This window comes from Nonomuraea antri (genome assembly GCF_013283785.1).
Classification (GTDB): Bacteria; Actinomycetota; Actinomycetes; order Streptosporangiales; family Streptosporangiaceae; genus Nonomuraea; species Nonomuraea antri.
In genome coordinates, this window is the sequence record NZ_JABCPZ010000029.1 from 14,003 (window position 1) to 33,460 (window position 19,458).

The 19,458-nt window shown below is 72.3% G+C and carries 16 protein-coding genes; 9 read left to right on the forward strand and 7 right to left on the reverse strand.

Features of this window, described 5'->3' with window-relative positions; all coding sequences use genetic code 11:
- Positions 1-17 precede the first annotated feature (17 nt).
- A complete protein-coding gene (locus HII36_RS12440; protein ID WP_236003423.1) occupies positions 18-1,847 on the forward strand; it encodes a transketolase in 1,830 nt (609 codons plus the stop codon).
- Positions 1,848-1,925: 78 nt separating this feature from the next.
- On the opposite strand, the gene HII36_RS12445 is transcribed toward HII36_RS12440, so the two are convergent.
- Positions 1,926-2,309: a ChaB family protein gene (locus HII36_RS12445; RefSeq protein WP_173523287.1), complete on the reverse strand. Its 384-nt coding sequence runs from the start codon at positions 2,307-2,309 to the stop codon at positions 1,926-1,928.
- Between the two features lie 13 nt (positions 2,310-2,322).
- A complete protein-coding gene (locus tag HII36_RS12450) occupies positions 2,323-2,604 on the reverse strand; it encodes a hypothetical protein (protein WP_173523288.1) in 282 nt (93 codons plus the stop codon).
- A 36-nt stretch (positions 2,605-2,640) separates the two neighbouring features.
- Between HII36_RS12450 and HII36_RS12455 the strand changes: the two genes are divergently transcribed.
- From HII36_RS12455 to HII36_RS12465, 3 genes are all read left to right on the forward strand, one after another.
- Positions 2,641-3,153, forward strand: a complete 513-nt coding sequence (locus tag HII36_RS12455) for a shikimate kinase (protein ID WP_217369441.1) — start codon at positions 2,641-2,643, stop codon at positions 3,151-3,153.
- A gap of 12 nt (positions 3,154-3,165) precedes the next feature.
- Entirely contained in the window at positions 3,166-3,720 is a 555-nt protein-coding gene (locus tag HII36_RS12460; protein ID WP_173523289.1) for a GNAT family N-acetyltransferase, read from the forward strand.
- 111 nt (positions 3,721-3,831) lie between these two features.
- Positions 3,832-7,080 carry a serine/threonine-protein kinase gene (locus HII36_RS12465; RefSeq protein WP_236003429.1) on the forward strand — a complete coding sequence of 1,083 codons (3,249 nt, stop codon included), beginning with the start codon at positions 3,832-3,834 and terminating at the stop codon, positions 7,078-7,080.
- 40 nt (positions 7,081-7,120) lie between these two features.
- Here HII36_RS12465 and HII36_RS12470 read toward each other — a convergent pair whose 3' ends face one another.
- The gene (locus HII36_RS12470; protein ID WP_173523291.1) at positions 7,121-9,865 is read right to left on the reverse strand and encodes a helix-turn-helix transcriptional regulator; all 2,745 of its coding nucleotides are present in this window, start codon (positions 9,863-9,865) and stop codon (positions 7,121-7,123) included.
- Between the two features lie 311 nt (positions 9,866-10,176).
- On the opposite strand from HII36_RS12470, the gene HII36_RS12475 reads away from it, so the two are divergent.
- The 3 genes from HII36_RS12475 to HII36_RS12485 all read left to right on the forward strand — a co-directional run bounded on the left by HII36_RS12475 (position 10,177) and on the right by HII36_RS12485 (position 14,001).
- Positions 10,177-11,202 (forward strand): hypothetical protein, encoded by a 1,026-nt coding sequence (locus HII36_RS12475; protein WP_173523292.1) that lies wholly within the window; start codon positions 10,177-10,179, stop codon positions 11,200-11,202.
- Entirely contained in the window at positions 11,172-12,800 is a 1,629-nt protein-coding gene (locus HII36_RS12480) for a clostripain-related cysteine peptidase (protein ID WP_173523293.1), read from the forward strand. Before HII36_RS12475 ends, HII36_RS12480 begins: the two co-directional genes overlap by 31 nt.
- A gap of 100 nt (positions 12,801-12,900) precedes the next feature.
- Positions 12,901-14,001: a winged helix DNA-binding domain-containing protein gene (locus HII36_RS12485; RefSeq protein ID WP_173523294.1), complete on the forward strand. Its 1,101-nt coding sequence runs from the start codon at positions 12,901-12,903 to the stop codon at positions 13,999-14,001.
- On the opposite strand, the gene HII36_RS12490 is transcribed toward HII36_RS12485, so the two are convergent.
- From HII36_RS12490 to HII36_RS12500, 3 genes are read right to left on the reverse strand one after another with little or no spacing between them, the layout of a single operon-like run.
- Entirely contained in the window at positions 13,972-14,790 is an 819-nt protein-coding gene (locus tag HII36_RS12490; RefSeq protein WP_173523295.1) for a carbohydrate ABC transporter permease, read from the reverse strand. The two genes, HII36_RS12485 and HII36_RS12490, sit on opposite strands and share 30 nt — an antisense overlap.
- Complete coding sequence (locus HII36_RS12495) at positions 14,791-15,672, reverse strand: carbohydrate ABC transporter permease (RefSeq protein ID WP_328807686.1); 882 nt, start codon at positions 15,670-15,672, stop codon at positions 14,791-14,793.
- Positions 15,669-16,913 carry an extracellular solute-binding protein gene (locus tag HII36_RS12500; protein ID WP_328807687.1) on the reverse strand — a complete coding sequence of 415 codons (1,245 nt, stop codon included), beginning with the start codon at positions 16,911-16,913 and terminating at the stop codon, positions 15,669-15,671. Before HII36_RS12500 ends, HII36_RS12495 begins: the two co-directional genes overlap by 4 nt.
- A gap of 119 nt (positions 16,914-17,032) precedes the next feature.
- On the opposite strand from HII36_RS12500, the gene HII36_RS12505 reads away from it, so the two are divergent.
- Together HII36_RS12505 and HII36_RS12510 are read left to right on the forward strand one after the other, a co-directional pair.
- A complete protein-coding gene (locus HII36_RS12505) occupies positions 17,033-17,788 on the forward strand; it encodes an IclR family transcriptional regulator (protein ID WP_328807688.1) in 756 nt (251 codons plus the stop codon).
- Positions 17,785-18,729 carry a sugar kinase gene (locus tag HII36_RS12510; RefSeq protein WP_173523296.1) on the forward strand — a complete coding sequence of 315 codons (945 nt, stop codon included), beginning with the start codon at positions 17,785-17,787 and terminating at the stop codon, positions 18,727-18,729. The genes HII36_RS12505 and HII36_RS12510 overlap by 4 nt, the downstream gene beginning before the upstream one ends.
- Before the next feature lie 3 nt (positions 18,730-18,732).
- Here the strand turns inward: HII36_RS12510 and HII36_RS12515 are convergent, their stop codons facing one another.
- Complete coding sequence (locus tag HII36_RS12515; protein ID WP_173523297.1) at positions 18,733-19,419, reverse strand: hemerythrin domain-containing protein; 687 nt, start codon at positions 19,417-19,419, stop codon at positions 18,733-18,735.
- Positions 19,420-19,458 lie beyond the last annotated feature (39 nt).

Here is a 19,458-nt window from a genome sequence, read left to right on the forward strand (position 1 = left end):
GAAGTCACGAGGAGGTCATGATGCCTGAACGCGATCTTCAGTTCCTCTCCGATCTGGCCGCGCAACTGCGCGTCGACTCGGTGCGGGCCGCCGCGGCGGCGGGGTCGGGACACCCCACGTCGTCGATGTCCGCGGCGGACCTGATGGCCGTGCTGTTCGCCTGCCACCTCACCTACGACTTCGGCGATCCCGCCAACCCCGCCAACGACCACCTGATCTTCTCCAAGGGTCACGCGTCCCCCCTGCTGTACGCCCTCTACAAGGCCGCGGGCGCGATCGACGACGCGGAGCTGTTGTCGTTCAGGAGGCGCGGCAGCCGGATGGAGGGCCATCCGACGCCGCGCCTGCCGTGGGTGGACGTGGCGACCGGGTCGCTGGGGCAGGGGTTGCCCGTCGGCGTCGGGGTCGCGATGGCCGGGCGGCTGGAGCGGATGCCGTACCGGGTGTGGGTGTTGTGCGGCGACAGTGAGCTGGCCGAAGGGTCGATCTGGGAGGCCGCGGAACACGCCGGGACGGAGGGGCTGGCCAACCTGACCGTGATCGTGGACGTGAACCGGCTCGGCCAGCGCGGCCCCACCCGGCACGGCTGGGACACCGGGGCGTACGCGCGCAGGTTCGGCGCGTTCGGCTGGCACACGATCGAGATCGACGGCCACGACCCCGGGCAGATCGACTACGCGCTGGGCGACGCCGGCAACACCCGCCGCCGTCCGACCGTGATCCTGGCCAAGACGCGCAAGGGCGAGGGCGTCCTGGAGGTGGAGAACCGCGAGGGCGCGCACGGCAAGGCGCTCAAGGACCCCGAGCAGGCCATCGGCGAGCTGGGCGGGCCGCGCGACGTGCGCGTCGAGGTGCGGGCCCCGGCCGACGGCGGCGAGCCGTTCCGCTTCGACACCCGGCCGGCCACGGTCCCCGAGTATCAGCTCGGCGACCAGGTCGCCACGCGGGCCGCGTACGGCGCGGCGCTGGCGGCGCTCGGCGCGGCCAGGGGCGACGTGGTGGCGCTCGACGGCGAGGTGGCCGACTCGACCAAGACGGAGGAGTTCGCCGAGGCGTTCCCCGAGCGGTTCTTCGAGATGTACATCGCCGAGCAGCAGCTCGTCGCCGCCGCGGTGGGCCTGCAGGTGCGCGGGTGGAAACCGTACGCGGCGACCTTCGCGGCGTTCCTGACCAGGGCACACGACTTCATCAGGATGGCCGGGGTGAGCCAGGCGGCCATCCGGCTGGTCGGCTCGCACGCGGGCGTGGCGATCGGCGAGGACGGCCCGTCCCAGATGGGGCTGGAGGACCTGGCCATGATGCGGGCGGTCTACGGCAGCACGGTGCTGTACCCGTGCGACGCCAACCAGGCGGCGGCGCTGGTGGTGGAGATGGCGGATCTGGCCGGGGTGTCGTACCTGCGCACCACCAGGGGCGGCACGCCGGTGATCTACCAGCCGGGCGAGCGGTTCCCGGTGGGCGGCTCGCGGGTGCTGCGGCACTCGCCGGACGACCGGGCGACGGTGATCGCCGCGGGCGTCACCGTGCACGAGGCGCTGGCCGCGGCCGACGAGCTGGCCGAGAACGGCATCCCGGTGGGGGTGATCGACCTGTACTCGGTGAAGCCGGTCGACACGGCCGCGCTGGTCGAGGCGGCCACCACCACCGGCAACCTGATCACGGTGGAGGATCACCGGCTGGAGGGCGGCCTGGGCGACGCGGTGCTCGACGCGGTGAGCGAGCTCGGGCCGAGGGTGGTGAAGCTGGCGGTGCGCGGGCTGCCGGCGTCGGCGACGCCCGCGGAACAACTGGCCGACGCGCACATCGACAGGAGGGCGATCGCCGAGGCGGTCAAGCGGCTGCTGTGAGAGGGATCGGGGGTGAGACCGGGCCGGGTCCGAGGCGCGGGGGCCGGCCCCGGGACCCGGCCGAGGTCGTGGGGCGGGTCAGCGGGACTTGGCCGTGGCCTTCCTGTTGGCCATCTTGATGGCGTCCACGAGCTGTGCCTTGGTCATCCTGGACCGGCCGCGCACGCCCAGCTTCGACGCCACGCCCTGCAGATGGTCCTTGCTGGCGTTGGCGTCGACGCCTTCGGCCGTCCGTCCGGAACGATCGGTGGCGCCCTTGTCGGACGGCCCCTTCTTCGCCTTCGGCTCCCAGTGGTCGCCGACCTTCTCGAAGGCGTGCTTCAACGCCGCGAACGCGGTCATGTGGGCGCGGCGACCCTCGCCGTACTCCTCCACGGCCGAATCGTGCGCCTTGATCCACGTGTCCTGCGCCTTCTTGGGCGAACGCTTGATGGTCGACGGCAGCTCCTGCACGGCTGGCATGTCGCTTCACCTCCTAGATCGGCGGTTCGTTGTAGTGGCGGCGCTCCTCGTACACGGTGGTCCGGCGAGGCTCGGGCTCCTCGTAGACCTCGTGGCGGTGCACCGGCTCGTCGATCGGGCCGACGGCCCGGCGGGTGACACTGATCCTGTACAGGCCGAACAACAGCCCGACCACGCCGCCGAGCATGAGGATGACGCCGACGACGTTGATGTCCAGACCGGCGAGGTCGAACTCGACGGCCCAGGTGAGGATCGCACCGAGCATGATGAGGATGATGCTTCCGGCGATGGTCATCTGATTTACCTCCTTGACACGGGAACCTCTATCCACATGTCGAAAAACAAACCAGTCGTGATGATCGGGCTCATGGGGTCGGGCAAGTCGACCGCGGGCCGGCTCATCGCCGAAGCCCTCGGGCTGCCGTTCACCGACAGCGACTCCTACCTGCGTGCCACGCACGGCGGGACGGCCGCCGAGATCGTCGCCCGCGAGGGCGCCGACGCCCTGCACCACTACGAGGCCGAGCACGTGCTGCACGAGCTCGGCGGCGAGCCGAAGGTGATCGCGGCCGCCGCCAGCACCCTGGAGGACGTGCGGGTGCGCGCGGCGCTGCGGCGCGAGGCGCACGTGGTCTGGCTCGACGCCGCCGACGCGATCCTGGCCGAGCGCATGAAGTCCGGCTCGCACCGGCCGGGCTTCTCCCCCACCGCGATGCGGGCCAGGCGCGAGGCGTACTTCGTCGAGGTGGCCGACCTGAAGTGCGACGTCGGCGTCATGTCACCGGAACGGGTGCGCGACGCGGTGCTGCGGGAAATCCGATTGCCCCCGGACGAGCGGGACTGATAGCCACGAGGGATGTTCGACGAGAAACCCACACTCAAGGGCGAGCGCGTGACGCTGTGCCCGGTCGGCCCCGAGCACGCCGCCGGGCTGTACGAGCTGACCCGCGACCCGGAGGTGCGCCGGCTGACGGGCTCGCACGGCGAGTTCGACCGCGAGACCACCCTGCGGTGGTGCGCGACCAGGGCCGAGCACGCCGACCGGCTCGACCTGGCCATCATGGCCGACGGCGACTACGTGGGTGAGGTGGTGCTCAACGAACTCGACCCCGACAACCTGGCCTGCAACCTGCGCATCGCGCTGATCGGCCCGCGCGCGTTCGGCAGGGGCTACGGCACGGAGGCGATCACCCTGGTGCTCGACCACGCCTTCGCCACCACGCCGCTGCATCGCATCAGCCTGAGCGTGTACGCGTTCAACGACCGGGCGCGGCACGTCTACGAGAAGATCGGCTTCGTGGCGGAGGGCGTGCTGCGCGACGATCTGCTCTGGGGCGGCGAGCGCTACGACTCCATCACCATGTCGGTGCTGCGCCCGGAATGGGCTTCAAGATCCGGAGTGCTGGCATAATGATCATGACGCACGGGTCCCCCGAGGCGCGCGGGGGGCCTGTGACGTTCTGATGCGACGGCATCGGACGACAACCAATGCGCTCTCCAGCGCATCTAAGCAGTGGTGACGATGCGCTTGGTGCCCGGTGATCCCGAGAGGCTCGGCGGCTACTGGCTGGCGGGTCGGCTCGGCGCGGGCGGCCGGGGCGTGGTCTACGACGCCTGCGACGACGAGGGCCGCAGGTTCGCCGTCCGGGTGCCGCGCGGCGCGTCGGGGAGCACGCCGGCGGCGGAGGTGACGTCACCCCATCTGGCCGAGGTCGTCGGCTTCGGGCTCGACGGCGCGGTGCCGTACGTGGTGAGCGAGTTCGTCGACGGGCCCGACCTGCGGCAGGCGGTGGCCGGGCGGGGGCCGTACGCGGGCGCGGACCTGCTCGCGCTGGCCGCGGCGCTGGCGGCGGCGCTGCGCGCGCTGCACGAGGCCGGGCTGGCGCATCGCGATCTCAAGCCGGAGCACGTCCTGCTGGCCCGCGACGGGCCGAAACTCATCGACTTCCGCACCGACGGCACGCGCGCGGACGGCCCCGGCGCCGGCTGCGTGCGCGTGCCGTCCGGCGGCGTACGCACCTACCAGGCGCCCGAGGTGCTGACCGGCGCGCCGCCCGGGCCGGCCGCGGACGTGTTCGCCTGGGGCGCGGTGCTGGTCTTCGCGGCCACCGGACGCGACCCGTTCCACGGCGCGAGCCCGGGCGCGGTCATGCACCGGTTGCTGACCGCCGATCCCGACCTGTCGGAACTGCCCGACTCCTTACGCGAGCCGGTCGCCCGCGCGCTGGCCAAGAACCCGGCCGACCGGCCCGATGCGGCCGGGCTGGCGGCCGAGCTGATCGTCGAGGCCGCAGCCGGGCTGCGGCCGCCCGAAGGGATGTCCGGGCCGCGTTCGCTGGGCGAGGTGGCCGAGGCGGTCTACGCCGCGCTCACCCCCCGCCAGCAGGAGGAGGTGCCCGGCCTGCTGCTGCGGCTCATGGACGGCGACTTCCCGCACGACGAGGGCGGCGTGCTGGCCCCGCTGCTGGCGGCCGGGCTCCTGGTGCGCCGCAGCGTGCGCGTCCCGCCGGCGGAGACCGAGATCGGCAAGCTCGTGGCGGTGGCCGACGACCGGGTGGCCCCGGCCAGCGCCGCGCTCTACCGGGCCTGGCCCAGGCTGCGCGGCTGGGTGGCCGACGAGCGCGCCGGCCTGCCCGTCCACCGGCAGGTCCGCGACGCGGCCAGGAACTGGTCGGAGCACCGGCGCGGCAGGAACCACCTCTTCCGTGGCCGACGCCTCGACACCGCGCTCGGCTGGGCCGCGACCAAGCGCCGCCACCTGCGGCTGAACCAGCTCGAACGCGACTTCCTGCAGGAGAGCGTCACGCTGTCCGCGCAGCGCCGCAGGATGCGCGGCCCGCTGCTGACGGCCGTGGCCACGGTGCTGGCCGTGGCGGTCTCGACCGCCGTCCTGGCCGTGAACGGGCAGCACGAGCTGCGGGCCCAGCTCGTCGAGGCCAACGCGCGGGCCGTGGCGGCCAGGGCGGAGGCGATGCGCACGTCCGACCCGCGGACGGCGATGCGGCTGAGCGTGGCCGCCTGGCGGCTGTCGCCGGTGTTCGAGGCACGCGTGGCGCTGCAGGCCTCGCTCGTGCAGCCGGAGCTGGGCGTGTTCAAGGACCCCGAGGCCGCCGACGCCCCCGGGGCCGGCCGCCCGGCCCGCTACCGGCTGCACGGCGACAACCTGATCAAGTGGGCGGCGGGCACGGTCACCGTCTGGGATGTGGCCGACGGCCGGCGGCTGGCCACGCACACGCTGCCGGTCGACATCACCGCGCTGAGCGACGACGGCAGGGTCGCCGAGGGGCCCGACGGCAAGCCGTTCGAGGTGGCCACCGGACGGCCGCTGACCACCGGCACGTACGCGATCGTCAACGGCAACCGGGCCAGGATCCACGTCGGCGGCCGGACCCTGTTCGACCTCACCGACCGCAGGATCGCGCTGTCGGCCGACGGCGCGACGGCGGCGATCTCCAGCCTCGACGGCCGCGTCGAGCTGTGGGAGCTGCCGTCCAGGCGGCGCACCCGCATCGTCAAGCTCCCGCCGCTGACCGGCCAGGACGCGACCGCCCCGCCGCTGGCCTTCAGCCCCGACGGCGACACGCTGGCGGTGGCCGGGCGAGACGGGGTGACGCTGATCAGCCCGGGCGGCACCCGCACCATCCACGACACCAGCCGCGAGACCCCGGTCTTCAGCCCCGACGGGGCCCTGCTCGCGCTGGCCGGCATGGACTCCGTCCGGGTGTGGGACGTGCGCCGCGACTCCGGCCAGGACCTGGCGGGCAGCTTCCCGCTGCGCGACTCCGAGCACGGCTACGCCTTCTCCGCCGACGGGCGCTCGCTGCGCTACCTGGGCAGGCAGGGCTCGGTCGTCTCGCTGGACGTGGCCGACCTGTCCGTGCCGCGGCAGGAGACCGGGGCCGCCGCGCTGTCGGGCAACGGCCGGGTCGCGGCCAGCGAGGTGGACGACGAGATCACGCTGACCGACGCGACCGGGCACACGAAGCTGGGCACGATCGCGGCCGCGGGCAACCTGGCCTTCGACGCCGAGGGCAGGCTGCTGGCCGTGTCAGGCGACCCGGTGACGGTGTGGGAGGTGGCCGGGCCCAGGCGGCTGGCGGTGATCGAGGCGGGCGGTGACGTCCCCGCGGTGGCGCTCTCCCCCGACGGCGCCACCCTGGCCACCGCCAGGGGCAAGAAGCTGGAGACCTGGAACGTGCGCCAGGGCCGGCGCATCAAGGCCTACGACGGGGCCGGCGATCTGGCCATGGCCTTCAGCCCCGACGGCGCCAGGCTGGCGGCCGGGTCGAACCTGCTCGACCTGGCCAGTGGCGGGATCGAGCCGCTGGCCGGCGGATCGCCGTCGGCGCTGGCGTTCTCGCCGGACGGCGGCACGCTGGCGTACGGGCTGGCCGACGGCCAGGTGCTGCTCTGGGACGTGCGGGCGCGCGAGCGGCAGGCCACGATCGAGACGGACTCGGGCCCGGTCGAGGAGCTGCGCTTCTCCCCCGACGGCAAGCTGCTCGCGGTCGACGGCGAGCGCACCGCGCTGTGGGACACCGAGACGTTGCGCGAGGTCGGCCGGGTGCCCGCCGGCTCGCGGACCAGCGGGCTGGCCTTCAGCCACGACGGCAAGCGGCTGCTCGGGCTGGCCCGCGACGGCAGCGTGCGCGAGACGCCGGTCGATCCGGCGCTGACGGTGCGCGAGGTGTGCGCCCGCGCGGGCGGCCCGCTGAGCCAGCTCGAATGGGCCAGGCTGATCCCGGAGAGCGGCTACCAGGACGCCTGCTGACCCGCGCCTTCCCACGGCTCCAGGACGCCTGCTGACCGCGTCACGGCTCCAGGTCGCTCAGGCGGCCGATCAGGGCGGTGCGCGAGGTGATGCCGAGCTTGGTGTAGATGTGGCTCAGGTGGTATTCGACGGTCTTCACGCTCAGCACCAGCTTGCGTGCCGCCTGCCGGTTGGTCAGCCCGCGGCTGATCAGCACCGCCACCGTGTGCTCCTGCGGCGTCAGCCCCAGCCTGGCGGTGTCCTGCGGGCGCAGCGTGGCCCGGCCGCTGGCGGCCAGCTCCAGGTCGCACTGCTCCAGGTACGGCAGCGCGCCCAGCCTGGACAGCGTGACCTGGGCGGCTTCGAGCTGCTCAGCGGCGGCGGCCCGGCGGCCCCTGCGGCGCAGGAACGTGCCGTAGGCGAGTCTGATCCGTGCCTCCTCGAAGGGCATGTCGATCTTGGCGGCGTGTTCGAGCGCCACCTGGTAGCCGGTCTCGGCCTCGGCCGGCTCGTGCCTGGCCGCGTGCAGTGCGGCCCTGGCGCGGGCGGCGGCGGCCAGCGCGCTGCGCCGGTCCCGGTCCAGGGCCAGCAGCTCGCACGGCACGAGCACCGCCTCCGCCTCGTCCAGGCGTCCGGCGCTGACCAGGGCGTCGGCCAGCAGCGCGGGCCACAGCGTCACGGCGGGCTCGTCCGGGAGGTTCGTCTTGACCAGCGGGGCGAGCGCGGCGATGGCGCCCTCGTAGTCGCCTCTGGCGGTGGCCAGCAGGCCCTCGGCGCCGGCCGTGCTCAGGTGGGCGATGGCGTTGTCGGAGTGGCAGGCGGCCCGCGCGGCCCGGACGTGGGCGAGCGCGCGTTCCCACTCGCCCCTGGCGGCCGGCACCAGCGCGGCCACGCCGTGCGCGTACCCGGCCAGCCACTCCTGGCCGAAGTCGTCGGCGGTGGACGCGCCGATCTCGGCGTGCATGACCGACTCGTCCCATCGGCCGAGCCGGTACTCGGCCTGGGCCAGCGCGATCGAGACCAGGAGCTGGAACGGTGCGGACCGGCCGGCGCTCACCGTCAGCACGCCGAGCAGGTCGTCGTGCGCGCCCGGCAGGTCGTCGGCCCACAGCCGGAGCATGCCGCGCCCGAGCAGCGCGTCGACCTCGCCCGGCCGGCCCTGCGAGGGGGCGGGCAGGTCGCCGGCGCGGCTCAGCCCGTCCTCGACCTGGCCGCACAGGCCCAGCCCGATCAGGTGGGAGAAGCGCACCAGTTCGCCGTCCGCGGCGCGGCGGGCCCAGGTGACCGCGTCGGCGCCGCGGCCCCGGGCCAGGGCCGCCATGGCCTGCCTGGCGGCGATGCCGGTGGCCAGGCGGCGGTCGTGCGCGGCGTGCGCCCAGGCGTTGTCGAGCTGCCTGCCCGCTTCGTCCAGGCGTCCGCTGACCAGCGCGACCGAGCCGAGCGTGAAGTCGCGCACGGCCGGGTCCGCGGTCGGCGCGACCTGGGCGGCCAGCGCGCCCGCGTCGGCCGGCCGACCGGCGGCCAGCAGCGACTCGACGGCCTCGGCGATGAGCCTGTCGCGCTCTGGCCCCTCGGGGGTCAGTTGCACCGCCCTGGTCAGGCAGCCGCAGGCGCTCGGCCACAGCCCGGCGGCGGCCTGCTCGCGGCCGATCCTGGCGACCTCGCGCACCAGGTCGGCGTTCACCTGGTCGGCGGCGGAGAAGCGGTGCCGCAGCCGGTGCACGACGTCGTCCTCCAGCTCGGCGGCCAGCAGGTGCAGCCGGCGGCGGGTGGCCGGGCCCAGGTCGTGGTAGATGGCGGCCCTGACCAGCGGGTTCGGGAAGCCGAGCGAGACCCCGGCGCCGGTGCGCCACTCGGCGAGCAGGCCGAGCGCGGTGGCCTGCTCCAGTGCGGGCAGCGGCTCGTCCAGCTCGGCCATGCGGGCCACCAGGTGCAGCGGGGCCGAGGTGCCGAGCACGGCGGCCGCGGTGACCAGCCGCTGGGTGGCGCCGCCGCAGGTGGTGAGCCTGCCCAGGATCTGCGTGGCGTACGAGCGGGGGGCCGGCAGCGGGGCGTCCACGTCGGCCAGGGTCTCCGCGCGTACCTGCTGGAGCAGGGCGCGGGCGTGCAGCGGCACGCCCCTGGTGTGCTCGCAGAGCCGGTCCGCGGCCTGCGGGCTCAGCCGGACGGGACCGAGCCTGGCGCTGAGCGCCTGCAGGTCGCGGCCGCTCAGCCCGAGCAGCGGCAGGCGTAGCGCGGCGCTGCCGCGCAGCAGCCTGCGCAGCCCGTCGGGGAGCCTGGGATGGTCGCTGTCCCTGGCGATGACCACGGCGAGCACCCGGTCGGCGCGCAGCCGGCGCAGCGCGAACGTCAGCGCCTGCAGCGAGGGCAGATCCGCCCAGCCGGCGCCGTCCACGGCCATGACCACCGGCCAGGAGCGCTGGAGCTGGCCGAGCAGGTCGAGCAGCGCCGCGCCGACCACCAGCGGGTCGGGCCGGCCGGGCTCGCCGATCCCGGGCAGCCCGGCCAGCGCCTCCGGCACCGGCTGCACCTGGCCGCCGAGCTGGCCGAGCACGCCGTAGGCCAGCTCGCTCTCGCTCTCCTCGCCGCTCACGTCGAGTACGACCGCGTTCTCGACGGCGGCCAGGAACTCGCCGACGAGCGCGGTCTTGCCGATGCCCGCCGGGCCTTCCACCACCACCAGGCTGGAGCGGCCCTCGCACACGCGGGCCAGTTGGGCGTGCAGCACCGCCAGTTCCCGGCAGCGACCTACGAACTGTTCGTCGCGGGAGCGCTCGGGTCCGTTACGTAGGGCGCGGGCTGTCATGGACTCACCCCCTGGACCAATTCATCCTGATCCTTGGTCCGGGATGCGTCCACCCTTCGCCTGACCCGAGTCGGCCGTATCCCTCACTAGGGACTGACCCGAGGGCCGCCCCTGGGGTCCACCCGGATGCCTGACCAGCGAGAACGCCGGTGTTCCCGATATCGGCCCGGTCGCCCGATCACCCCGAGCCGGTCATGACCGTCCTTAGGGAATGGCCCCGGGGTTATCCCCAGGACTTTCCCTGATGCTCGCGGCAGAACCCGTTCATAGCGTCCAACGTGGACGAATGCCCCCAACGCCGGGAGAACATCATGCCGTCCTACATCGCAGAGGAGCAGCGGGGAACGGAGGCACGGATTCTCAACGTGCTGTTCCCCACCATCCTCCAGGGCCTCCAGCTCACCCACCAGGCGGCCAACCAGATCGGCGCGCCCGCGCCGCGCGCGGCGCAGCTGCCGCTGCTGCCGCCGCAGATGGCCATGCAGATGGCCGTGCAGCTGGAGCACCGGACCTACGGGTACCCGCCGGAGCACCGGCAGCCGTACCCGTTCTCCGCGGGCCACCCCCAGCAGGCGGCCGATCGGTCCTTCATGGACGTCGCCTGCGTCCTCATGCCGGTCGTGCAGGCCGTCGTGCCGCCGCTGGTGGAGCAGCTGCTGCAGTTCGGGCCCGCGAAGTCGGAGACCGACCAGAACGAGGAGGAGCGCTTCCTCCAGTTCGTGCCCCAGCTCATCGGCACGATCACGCCCATCGTCATGCAGGTGCTGCCCGGCCTGCTGCAGACCATGAACCGCGGCCGCGTCGAGCACCCGATCCGGGTCACCGACCGGGAGCTCAACCAGCGCTACTTCGGCCCGATCGTGCACGCGCTGCTGCCCGCGATCATCTCTCAGCTGCCCGAGCTGCTCGCCATCGTGCACGGCGACCAGCGCGCGCCCGCCCGCTACGAGCGCATGCCCGGACGCGCCCAGGTCCGGCTCATCCGCTGCGGCAGGAACGAGCTGGTCAACGCGCACCGGCTGCGTGACGGCGACGTCGTGCACCTGACCGAGACCGCCGCGCCGCCCGGCACCACCGAGATCCGCATCAGCCTCTCGCCGCACAGCCTGTGGTGGAAGGGCGTGCAGGTCACCGACGGCACCGACCGGCAGATCGCGTTCGTCGACACCGAGCGCGAGACGTACGCGAGCTTCGAGTCCAGGGCGCTGCAGAACGGCGGCGCGATCGTGCTGTGGAAGGCCGGGATGTACGGCGAGCCGCTGCCCATGTACGTCATCCCGATCAGCGAGCTCGCACCCGACGCCAAGTGCCTCACCTTCCACTGGGCCGCGGACTGATGGCCGCCGGCAGGCTGCGACTCGGCAGCACAGGAGAGGACGTCAGGCGGCTGCAGGAGCTGCTGCGGGCCCGGGGCCACCGGATCCAGGCCGACGGCTACTTCGGCGGCTCCACCTACGGCGCGCTGCTCAGCATGCAGCAGCGGGCCGGCATCACGGCCGACGGCGTGGCGGGCCCGCGCACCTGGCAGGCGCTCGAAGGCGGCGCCCCGCCCCAGCCGGTCGCCGTGCACCCGCGGTACGTCCAGGCGGTGAGCGAGCCGGGCAGGCCGGCGGAGCCCGCCGAGTGGAACCTCATGGTGTACATGGCGGGCAACAACAACCTGTCCGACGCGGCCGGCCGCGACCTGGAGGAGCTGCGTGCCGCCAGGGCCGCGGAGGGCGTCCGCGTCACGGCCTTCGTCAAGCGCCAGGAGGCCCAGGGCCGCGCCCAGCGCATGGAGATCGGCCGGGGCGGCGCCCCCGACGCGATCGAGGAGCTGGGCCCGACCGACTCCGGCCATCCCCAGACGGTGGTGGACTTCGTCCGCTGGGCGGCCGGGCGCGCCCCCGCGCGCAGGTACGCGCTGGTGTTGTGGAACCACGGCGGCGGCTGGACCCCCGATGACCTCGACCAGCTCTACACCCAGGTGAGAGGCCGTACGGTCGGCCACGACGTGGAGAGCGGCTACGTGCGCAGGGCGCCGCGGGCGAGCATGGCCGACGCCGAGCCCACCTTCTCGGAGCTGAGCAGGCTCACCGAGACCCCCGAGGTCAGGAAGAGCCTGTTCTCGACGTCCCTGCGCGAGGTGCTGACGCTGCCCACCGGCGAGGACCGGGCGATCTGCGGCGACGACGGCACCCTGCACTCGCTGGACACCATCGAGTTGCGCAACGTGCTGCGGCAGGTGCACCACGATCTCGGCCGGCCGCTCGACCTGCTGGGCATGGACGCCTGCCTGATGAGCAACCTCGAGGTCTGCTACGAGATCCGCGAGCACGTGGGCTCGGTCGTGGGCTCGGAGGAGCTGGAGCCCAACGAGGGCTGGCCGTACACCGAGATCGTCAACGCGCTGGCGGCCAACCCGCGCATGGAGGCCAGGGATCTCGCCGGGCTCGTGGTGGAGGAGTACATCAGGTCCCACCGCGCCTCCCAGAAGACCGTCACGCAGTGCGCGGTGGACGCCACCCGCATCGACGAGTTCATGCGCGAATTCCAGACGCTCGCCGAGAGCCTCAAGCACCAGGTGCACGCCAACAGGTCCGTGGTGGACAGCGTGCAGTCGGTGGTCACCCGGTTCAACTCGGACCGGTCGCTGGTGGACCTGCGCACGTTGTGCCTGGCCCTGGTGGCCGACACCAGGACCGAGGCGACGCTGGCCTCCGTCGCGGACAAGATGCTCGCCGTGCACAATCCGGGCGGCTTCGTGATCCACGAGGACCGGCAGGGCGCGAAGGTCGAGGACTGCGGCGGGCTGAGCGCCTACTTCCCCATGGAACGCACGATCTCCAGGCACTACGCCAGGCTCCAGATCGCCCAGGACACCGATTGGGACGAGTTCCTCACGGCGTACGGAAACGCGCGTACCATCGGCGGCAGAAGGCCTCCACGCCAGTAGGAGCCTGAGCACGACACGAGCCACAAATCCGGCGATCCGCCGGTGACGAGGGGGCTATCGCGGCCCGGGACCGGCCGCGATAGCCCCTACCTTTGTCTTCATGGATCCCCTCATCAGCCGACGGGCACTCAACCGGGCCACCCTGGAGCGGCAGCTCCTGACCCGCCGCACCGATCTGCCGGTGCTCGACGTGGTCGAGCACCTGGCCGGGCTGCAGGCGCAGACCCCGCACACCTGGTACGTCGGCCTGTGGAACCGCATCGCCGGCTTCGCCGCGTCCGACGCCGCCGACCTGCTGGTCTCGCGCGACCTGGTGCGGATCGCGTTGCAACGCTCCACCATCCACCTGGTCAGCGCCCGCGACTGCCTGGCCATGCGGCCGCTGCTGCAGGTGGTGACCGAGCGCATGACGCGGACGACGTTCGGCAAGCGGCTGGCCGGCGTCGACCTGGACGAGCTGGAGTCGGCGGCGCGGGCGCTCGTCGAGGAGCGGCCGATGACCTTCGCCGACCTGGGCAAGGCCCTGGCCGAGCGGTGGCCGGACAACGACCCGCACGCGCTGGGCCAGGGCGTGCGCTGGCGGGTGCCGCTGGTGCAGGTGCCGCCGCGCGGCCTCTGGGGCAGGAGCGGCCCCATCGCGCACACCAGCGCGGAGTCGTGGCTGGGCGTCGAGGTGCCGCCGATGACGCCGGCCGAGCTGGTCCGCCGCTACCTCCAGGCGTTCGGCCCGGCCTCGGTCATGGACGTGCAGACCTGGTCGGGCCTGACCAGGCTGGCCGAGGTGGTGGAGCCGATGGACCTGGTCCGGTTCAGGGACGAATCGGGCCGGACCATGTACGACCTGCCCGACGCGCCGCGCCCGGCCGAGGACACCCCGGTCCCGGTGCGGCTGATGTACGACTTCGACAACCTGTTCCTGTCGCACGCCGACCGGTCACGGGTGCTGACCGAGACGAGCCTGGCCGCCATGTCCGGATTTATGGGCACGAACGTGATGCCGCGCTCCATCCTCGTGGACGGCGTCGCGGCCGGCGACTGGACGGTCACCCGGGCCAAGGGCGTCTCCACGCTCAACATCCACCAGTGGGAGCCCATCGCCTGCCTGGACGAGGTCGAGGAGGAGGGCCAGCGGCTGCTGGAGTTCCTCGCCCCCGACGACAAGCACGATATTTCAGTCTTTGACCGCCCCTCCAAGCCCTGACACCAGCCGCCGCTGCACCGCGATGAAGAAGATCAGCACCGGGATCGTCATCAGCGTCGAGGCCGCCATAATCCCGCCCCAGTCGTTCTCGTCCGGCTTGAAGAAGACGAGCAGCGCGGCGGGCAGGGTCTGGCTGTCCTTGGCCGAGATGATGAACGTGCGGGCGAAGATGAAGTCGTTCCACGCGGTGATGAACGAGAACACGCTGGTCGCCACCAGTCCCGGCGCGACCAGCGGGAACACGATCCGCCACAGCACGGTGGCGCGGCTCGCGCCGTCGATCATCGCGGCCTCCTCCAGCGCCTCGGGCACCGCGGCCACGAACCCGCGCATCATCCAGATCGCGAACGGCAGCGAGAACGCCAGTTGCACCAGCACCAGCGAGCCCAGCGTGTTGAGCAGCCCGAGATCCCTGACCACGAAGAACAGCGGGATGGTCAGCGCCTCGACCGGCACCATCTGGGCGATCAGGAACATGATCAGCACGGTGGTCCTGAACCTGAAGCGGAACCTGGTGACGGCCACCGCCGCCAGGAACGCCACCGCGGCCGACAGCACCACCACGCTCAACGCCACCAGCGCACTGTTGAGCAGGTAGCGGGCGAAGTTCTCGCCGGTGAGCACCCGGACGAAGTTGTCCAGCGTGGGGTTCAGCGTCCACGGCTTGACGTCCAGCGACTGGATCTCGCCGTCCGGCTTGAGCGCCGAGAGCACCATCCAGTAGAGCGGGAACGCGGTCAGGACCGCCACCACCACGGCGATCGTGTTGGGCAGGAGCCGGTTGCGCATCTACAGCTCCTCTCCCGACCGGTGCAGCGCGCGGATGTAGAACAGGGTGACCACCAGCAGGATGAGCGTCATGACCACGGCGATGGCCGAGCCCAGGCCGTACTCGGACGAGCCGAACGCGGTCTGGTAGGCGTAGACGTTGAGCACGGTGTTCTGGCCCGCCACGCCGCCGCCGTTGGTCATCACGTAGATCTGGGTGAACACCTTGAAGTCCCAGATCACCGACTGGATAACGACGATGGTGATCAGCGGCCGGAGCATGGGCACGATCACCCGCCAGAAGCTCGCCCAGGCCGAGGCGCCGTCGAGCGCGGCGGCCTCCAGCACCGAGCCGGGGATGGCCTGGATGCCGGCGTACAGGGTGACCATGACCAGCGGGAACGAGTGCCACACGATCGTGGCCCCGACCACGGCGAACGTCATCCACTTGTCGTAGAACCAGTTGAAGCCGTCGATGCCGAGCACCTGGTTGACCAGGCCGAGGTCGGCGTCGAACAGGAACATCCAGACCGTGGAGCCGGTCATCGCCGGCGCCGCCCAGGCGCCCAGCGCGGCCAGCGACAGCAGCAGCCGGGGCAGCGGCGAGATCCTGGTCATCAGCACCGCGAGGGCCGCGCCGACCGCCAGCGTGGAGACCACCAGCGCCGCCGCGAAGCCGACGGTCTGGGCCAGCACCTCCCAGAACCGGCCGTCGCCGAGCAGCCTGGCGTAGTTGCCGAAGCCCACGAACGTGGTCGGCTGGCCGCCGCTGACCTGGGCCTGCCGGTAGTCGAAGACCGACAGCAGGCCCAGCATGTAGATCGGGTAGCCGAACATCGGCACCAGCACCGCGGCCGCGGGCAGCAGATACACCCACGGCCGCGGCTTGTTGCGCGTCCTCACCCGAAGGCGGCCTTGACGGAGGTGGCGGCCTCGGTCGTCGCCTCGTCCACGGTGGACTGCTTGGTGGCGATCTTCTGCAGCATCGTCGGGATGACCTTGCCGTTGTCGATCTTCACCCAGGCCGGGTCGATCGGCACGAAGCGGGTGCCCTTCTCGACCGTGTCGAGGAACGGCTGGAGGAACGGCTCCTTGGTCGCCAGTTCCTGACGTGCCCCGGACAGCGTCGGCAGGTTGCCCATGGCCTGGTACATCTTCATCTGGTAGCCCCTGCTGCCGAGCAGCTTCATGAAGGCCACGGCCAGCGAGCGGTGCTTGGCGTTCTTCATCACGCCCAGGTTGTTGCCGCCGGCGAAGGCCGGGGCGATCGAGCCCTTGGCCGCGCCGGGCAGCGGCACCACCTTGTACTTGCCGGCCGCCGCGCCCGCGTCCACGGCCGAGCGGCTGAAGTTGCCCAGGATGCCCATCGCCGCCTTGCCGCTGGCGAACAGCTCCACCGTCTTGCCGCCGGTCAGCGACACGCACGCCTGCGGCGGGCAGATGTCGTCGGAGAGCAGGTCGGTGTACGCCTTGACGCCCTTGCGCGCCTCGGGCGAGTCGAGCGTGGTGATGTCGCCGCCGGCGTCCCAGACGAACGGCAGCGCGCCGAAGGTGTACTCGCCGCCGACCGCGATGCCGTACAGGTCGGGCTTCTTGGCCCGGATCGTGCGGGCCGCGGTCGTCAGTTCCTCGATCGAGGTGGGCGGTTCGAGCTTGAGCTCGTCGAAGACGTCGGTGCGGTAGTACAGCGCCCTGATGCCGATGAACCACGGCAGGCCGTAGACCTTGCCGTCCACGGAGGCCGACTTCAGCAGGTCAGGGGTCAGGTCCTGGCCCTGCAGATCGGCCGTGAGATCGGCGAAACCGCCGGCCGCGGCGTACTCGGCCAGGTCGGTGTTGCCGTACTCGGCGACGTCGGGCGCGCTGGCGGGGTCGTTGAACGCCCCCTTGAACTTCTCGTGCCTGGCGGGCGTGGTCGGGATGTAGGTGACCTCGACCTTCACGTCCTTGTGCGTCGCGGTGAACTCCGCGATCGCCTCACCGACCACCTTCTCCTTGGGCGCCCGGTTCGGCTCGTCGTAGAGCCACACCCGCAGTGTCCCGGTCTTCTCGTCGCCGCCACCGGTGGCCGGGGCGGTCGAAGGCGCACAGGCGGCCAGCGCCAGGAGGGCCATTCCGGCCGCGGCACAGTAAAGAAACCTCACTATTACCTCCCTGACCGGACCCTAGAAACCCGCACCGGCGCCGGAAAGAGCTGTCGCCAGATGTTCTGCATTGCACAACAAGATGCTGCGAAATCGGTCTATGGCGTATTTTGTAGATCGTGTCCGATCGCAACCAGTCCGCCTCACTCCGCCGTGCCCTGGTGGTGCTCGACCACGTACGCGATCACAGCGGCCTGACGCTCACCCAGCTCGCCGAGGCGGTCGGGCTGCCCAAGAGCACCGTGTTGCGCCTCACCGCGCCGCTCATCGACGCCCGGCTGCTCGAACGCGACAGGAAGAGCGGCGCCTACCGGCTCGGCCACGGCACGCTCCGGCTCGGCCAGGCCTACCTGGCCACGCTCGACCTGCGCGCGGTGGCCGCCGAGGAGTCGCACCGGCTCATGAGCGAGGTGCGCGAGACCGTCCACCTCGTCGTCTACGACCCGCCGCACGTCGTCTACATCGACAAGGTGGAGAACCAGACGAACGTCAGAATGGCCTCGCGCATCGGCAGCCGCGGCCCGATGCACTGCACCGCGGTCGGCAAGGCCATCCTGGCCTGGCAGCCGGAGGACGCCCTGACCGAGCTGGACCTGGAGCCCAGGACCAAGCACACCATCGTCGACCTCGACCGGCTGCGCGCCGAGCTGGCCGGCATCAGACGGCGCGGCTACTCGGTCGACGACCGCGAGAACGAGCCCGAGGTGCGCTGCGTCGGCGCGCCGATCTTCAACCACAACGACGCCGTCATCGCCGCCATCTCGGTCTCCGGCCTGACCTCGCGCATCACCGCGACCCGGGTCAGGGAACTGGGACCGCTGGTGGCCGGCGCGGCCGCACGCATCTCCAGAAAGCTGGGAAGCCCTAACCGATGACCGATCTGGTGACCTTCGGCGAGACCATGGCGTTGTTCGCGGCCCGCCGTACCGGTCCGCTGCGCTTCGCCCGCGACTTCGACCTGGGGCTCGGCGGCGCCGAGTCGAACGTGGCCGTCGGCGTGGCCAGGCTCGGGCACCGCGCCACCTGGATCGGCCGGGTGGGCGCCGACGAGTTCGGCGACCTGATCAGGGCCACGCTCACCGGCGAGGGCGTGGACACGCGGGCCATCACCGACCCTGACGCGCCCACCGGGCTGATGATCAAGGGCAGGCGCACGGCCGACCTGGTCGACGTGCGCTACTACCGCAAGCACAGTGCGGGCTCGCGGCTCCGCCCGGAGGACCTCGACGAAGAGCTGATCGCCGCCGCCCGGGTGCTGCACGTCTCGGCGATCACGCCGGCGCTGTCGGCGTCCGCCCGCGAGGCCGTACGGCACGCCATCGCGACCGCGCGGGCGGCCGGGGTGCCGGTGTCGCTGGACGTCAACTACCGCAAGGCGCTGTGGACCCACGACGAGGCGGGCCGCTGGCTGCGCGAGACGATCGGCGAGGTGGACGTGCTGTTCGCCACCGAGGCAGAAGGCCGGCTCATCGCCGAGGTGGCCGATCCCGCCGAGCTGGCCAAGGCGCTGGCCGCGCTCGGGCCCGGGCACGTGCTGCTGAAGTCCGGGGCGCGGGGGGCGCTGGAGTTGTCGGGCGGGGTGCTGCGGCAGGGGCGTCCTTACCGGGTGACCGAGGTGGACCCGGTGGGGGCGGGCGACGCCTTCGCGGCCGGCTGGCTGGCCGACTGGCTGGCCGGCGCGGGCCCGGACGAGCGGCTGGCGACGGCGTGCGCGGCCGGCGCGTTCGCGGTGACCTCCCAGGGCGACTGGGAGAGCCTGCCCAGGCGGGCGGATCTGAGCCTGCTGGCCCGGCCCGCCGACGGGGTGAGCCGGTAGCGGTCAGCGCCCGCGCAGCCCGGCCCGCTCCCTGCGGAACCCGCGGCGCACGTCGGCGCGCTCCCTGCGGTACTGCCGCCGGCCGCGCACGTGCCAGGCCAGGCGGGCGGGCAGCGGCAGCAGCGCCAGGAACCTCTCGCGTTCCCCCTCGGTGGCGTCCTCCAGCACCGAGCCGAGGTGGATGAGCCGCCGGTCCTTGGGCAACCGCCCGCTGGCGTGCTCCGACAGCGTGTCCCATTCGTCCTTGGTCACGAACTCGGCGACCAGCGGCAGGACCCGCGCCTCCTCCTGGTCCAGGTGCTCGACCAGGTCGTCGTGCAGGCGCAGCAGCGCGTCGGCGACCAGGTCACGTTCGCCGGCGCCGGCGCTCGCCGCCCACGCGGGCAGCAGCTCGCGCAGCCGCGTCAGGTGCGCGTGGACGCTCTCGCGCCGGCGCTCCATCGAGTCGGCCAGCTCGACCTCGAACGTGACCCGGCTGCGTAACAACGGCCAGAGCAGTTTGTCCCCGCCACTGTGGTGGATCTGCAGGCCGTCGAGCAGCTCGGTCAGGTACGACACCAGCGTGCCCGTCCTGTCCAGGTCACCTGGTGCGACCTGGCGGACGAGCTCCGGGGCGAGCTTGAACTCACGGCGGAACGCGCGGTGGACGACCACCATCTCCCAGACGGCAGGCTTGTTCTCAGTAGTCATGACCACTAGGATGCACGCCCGCGATTGTCAAACGCTTGT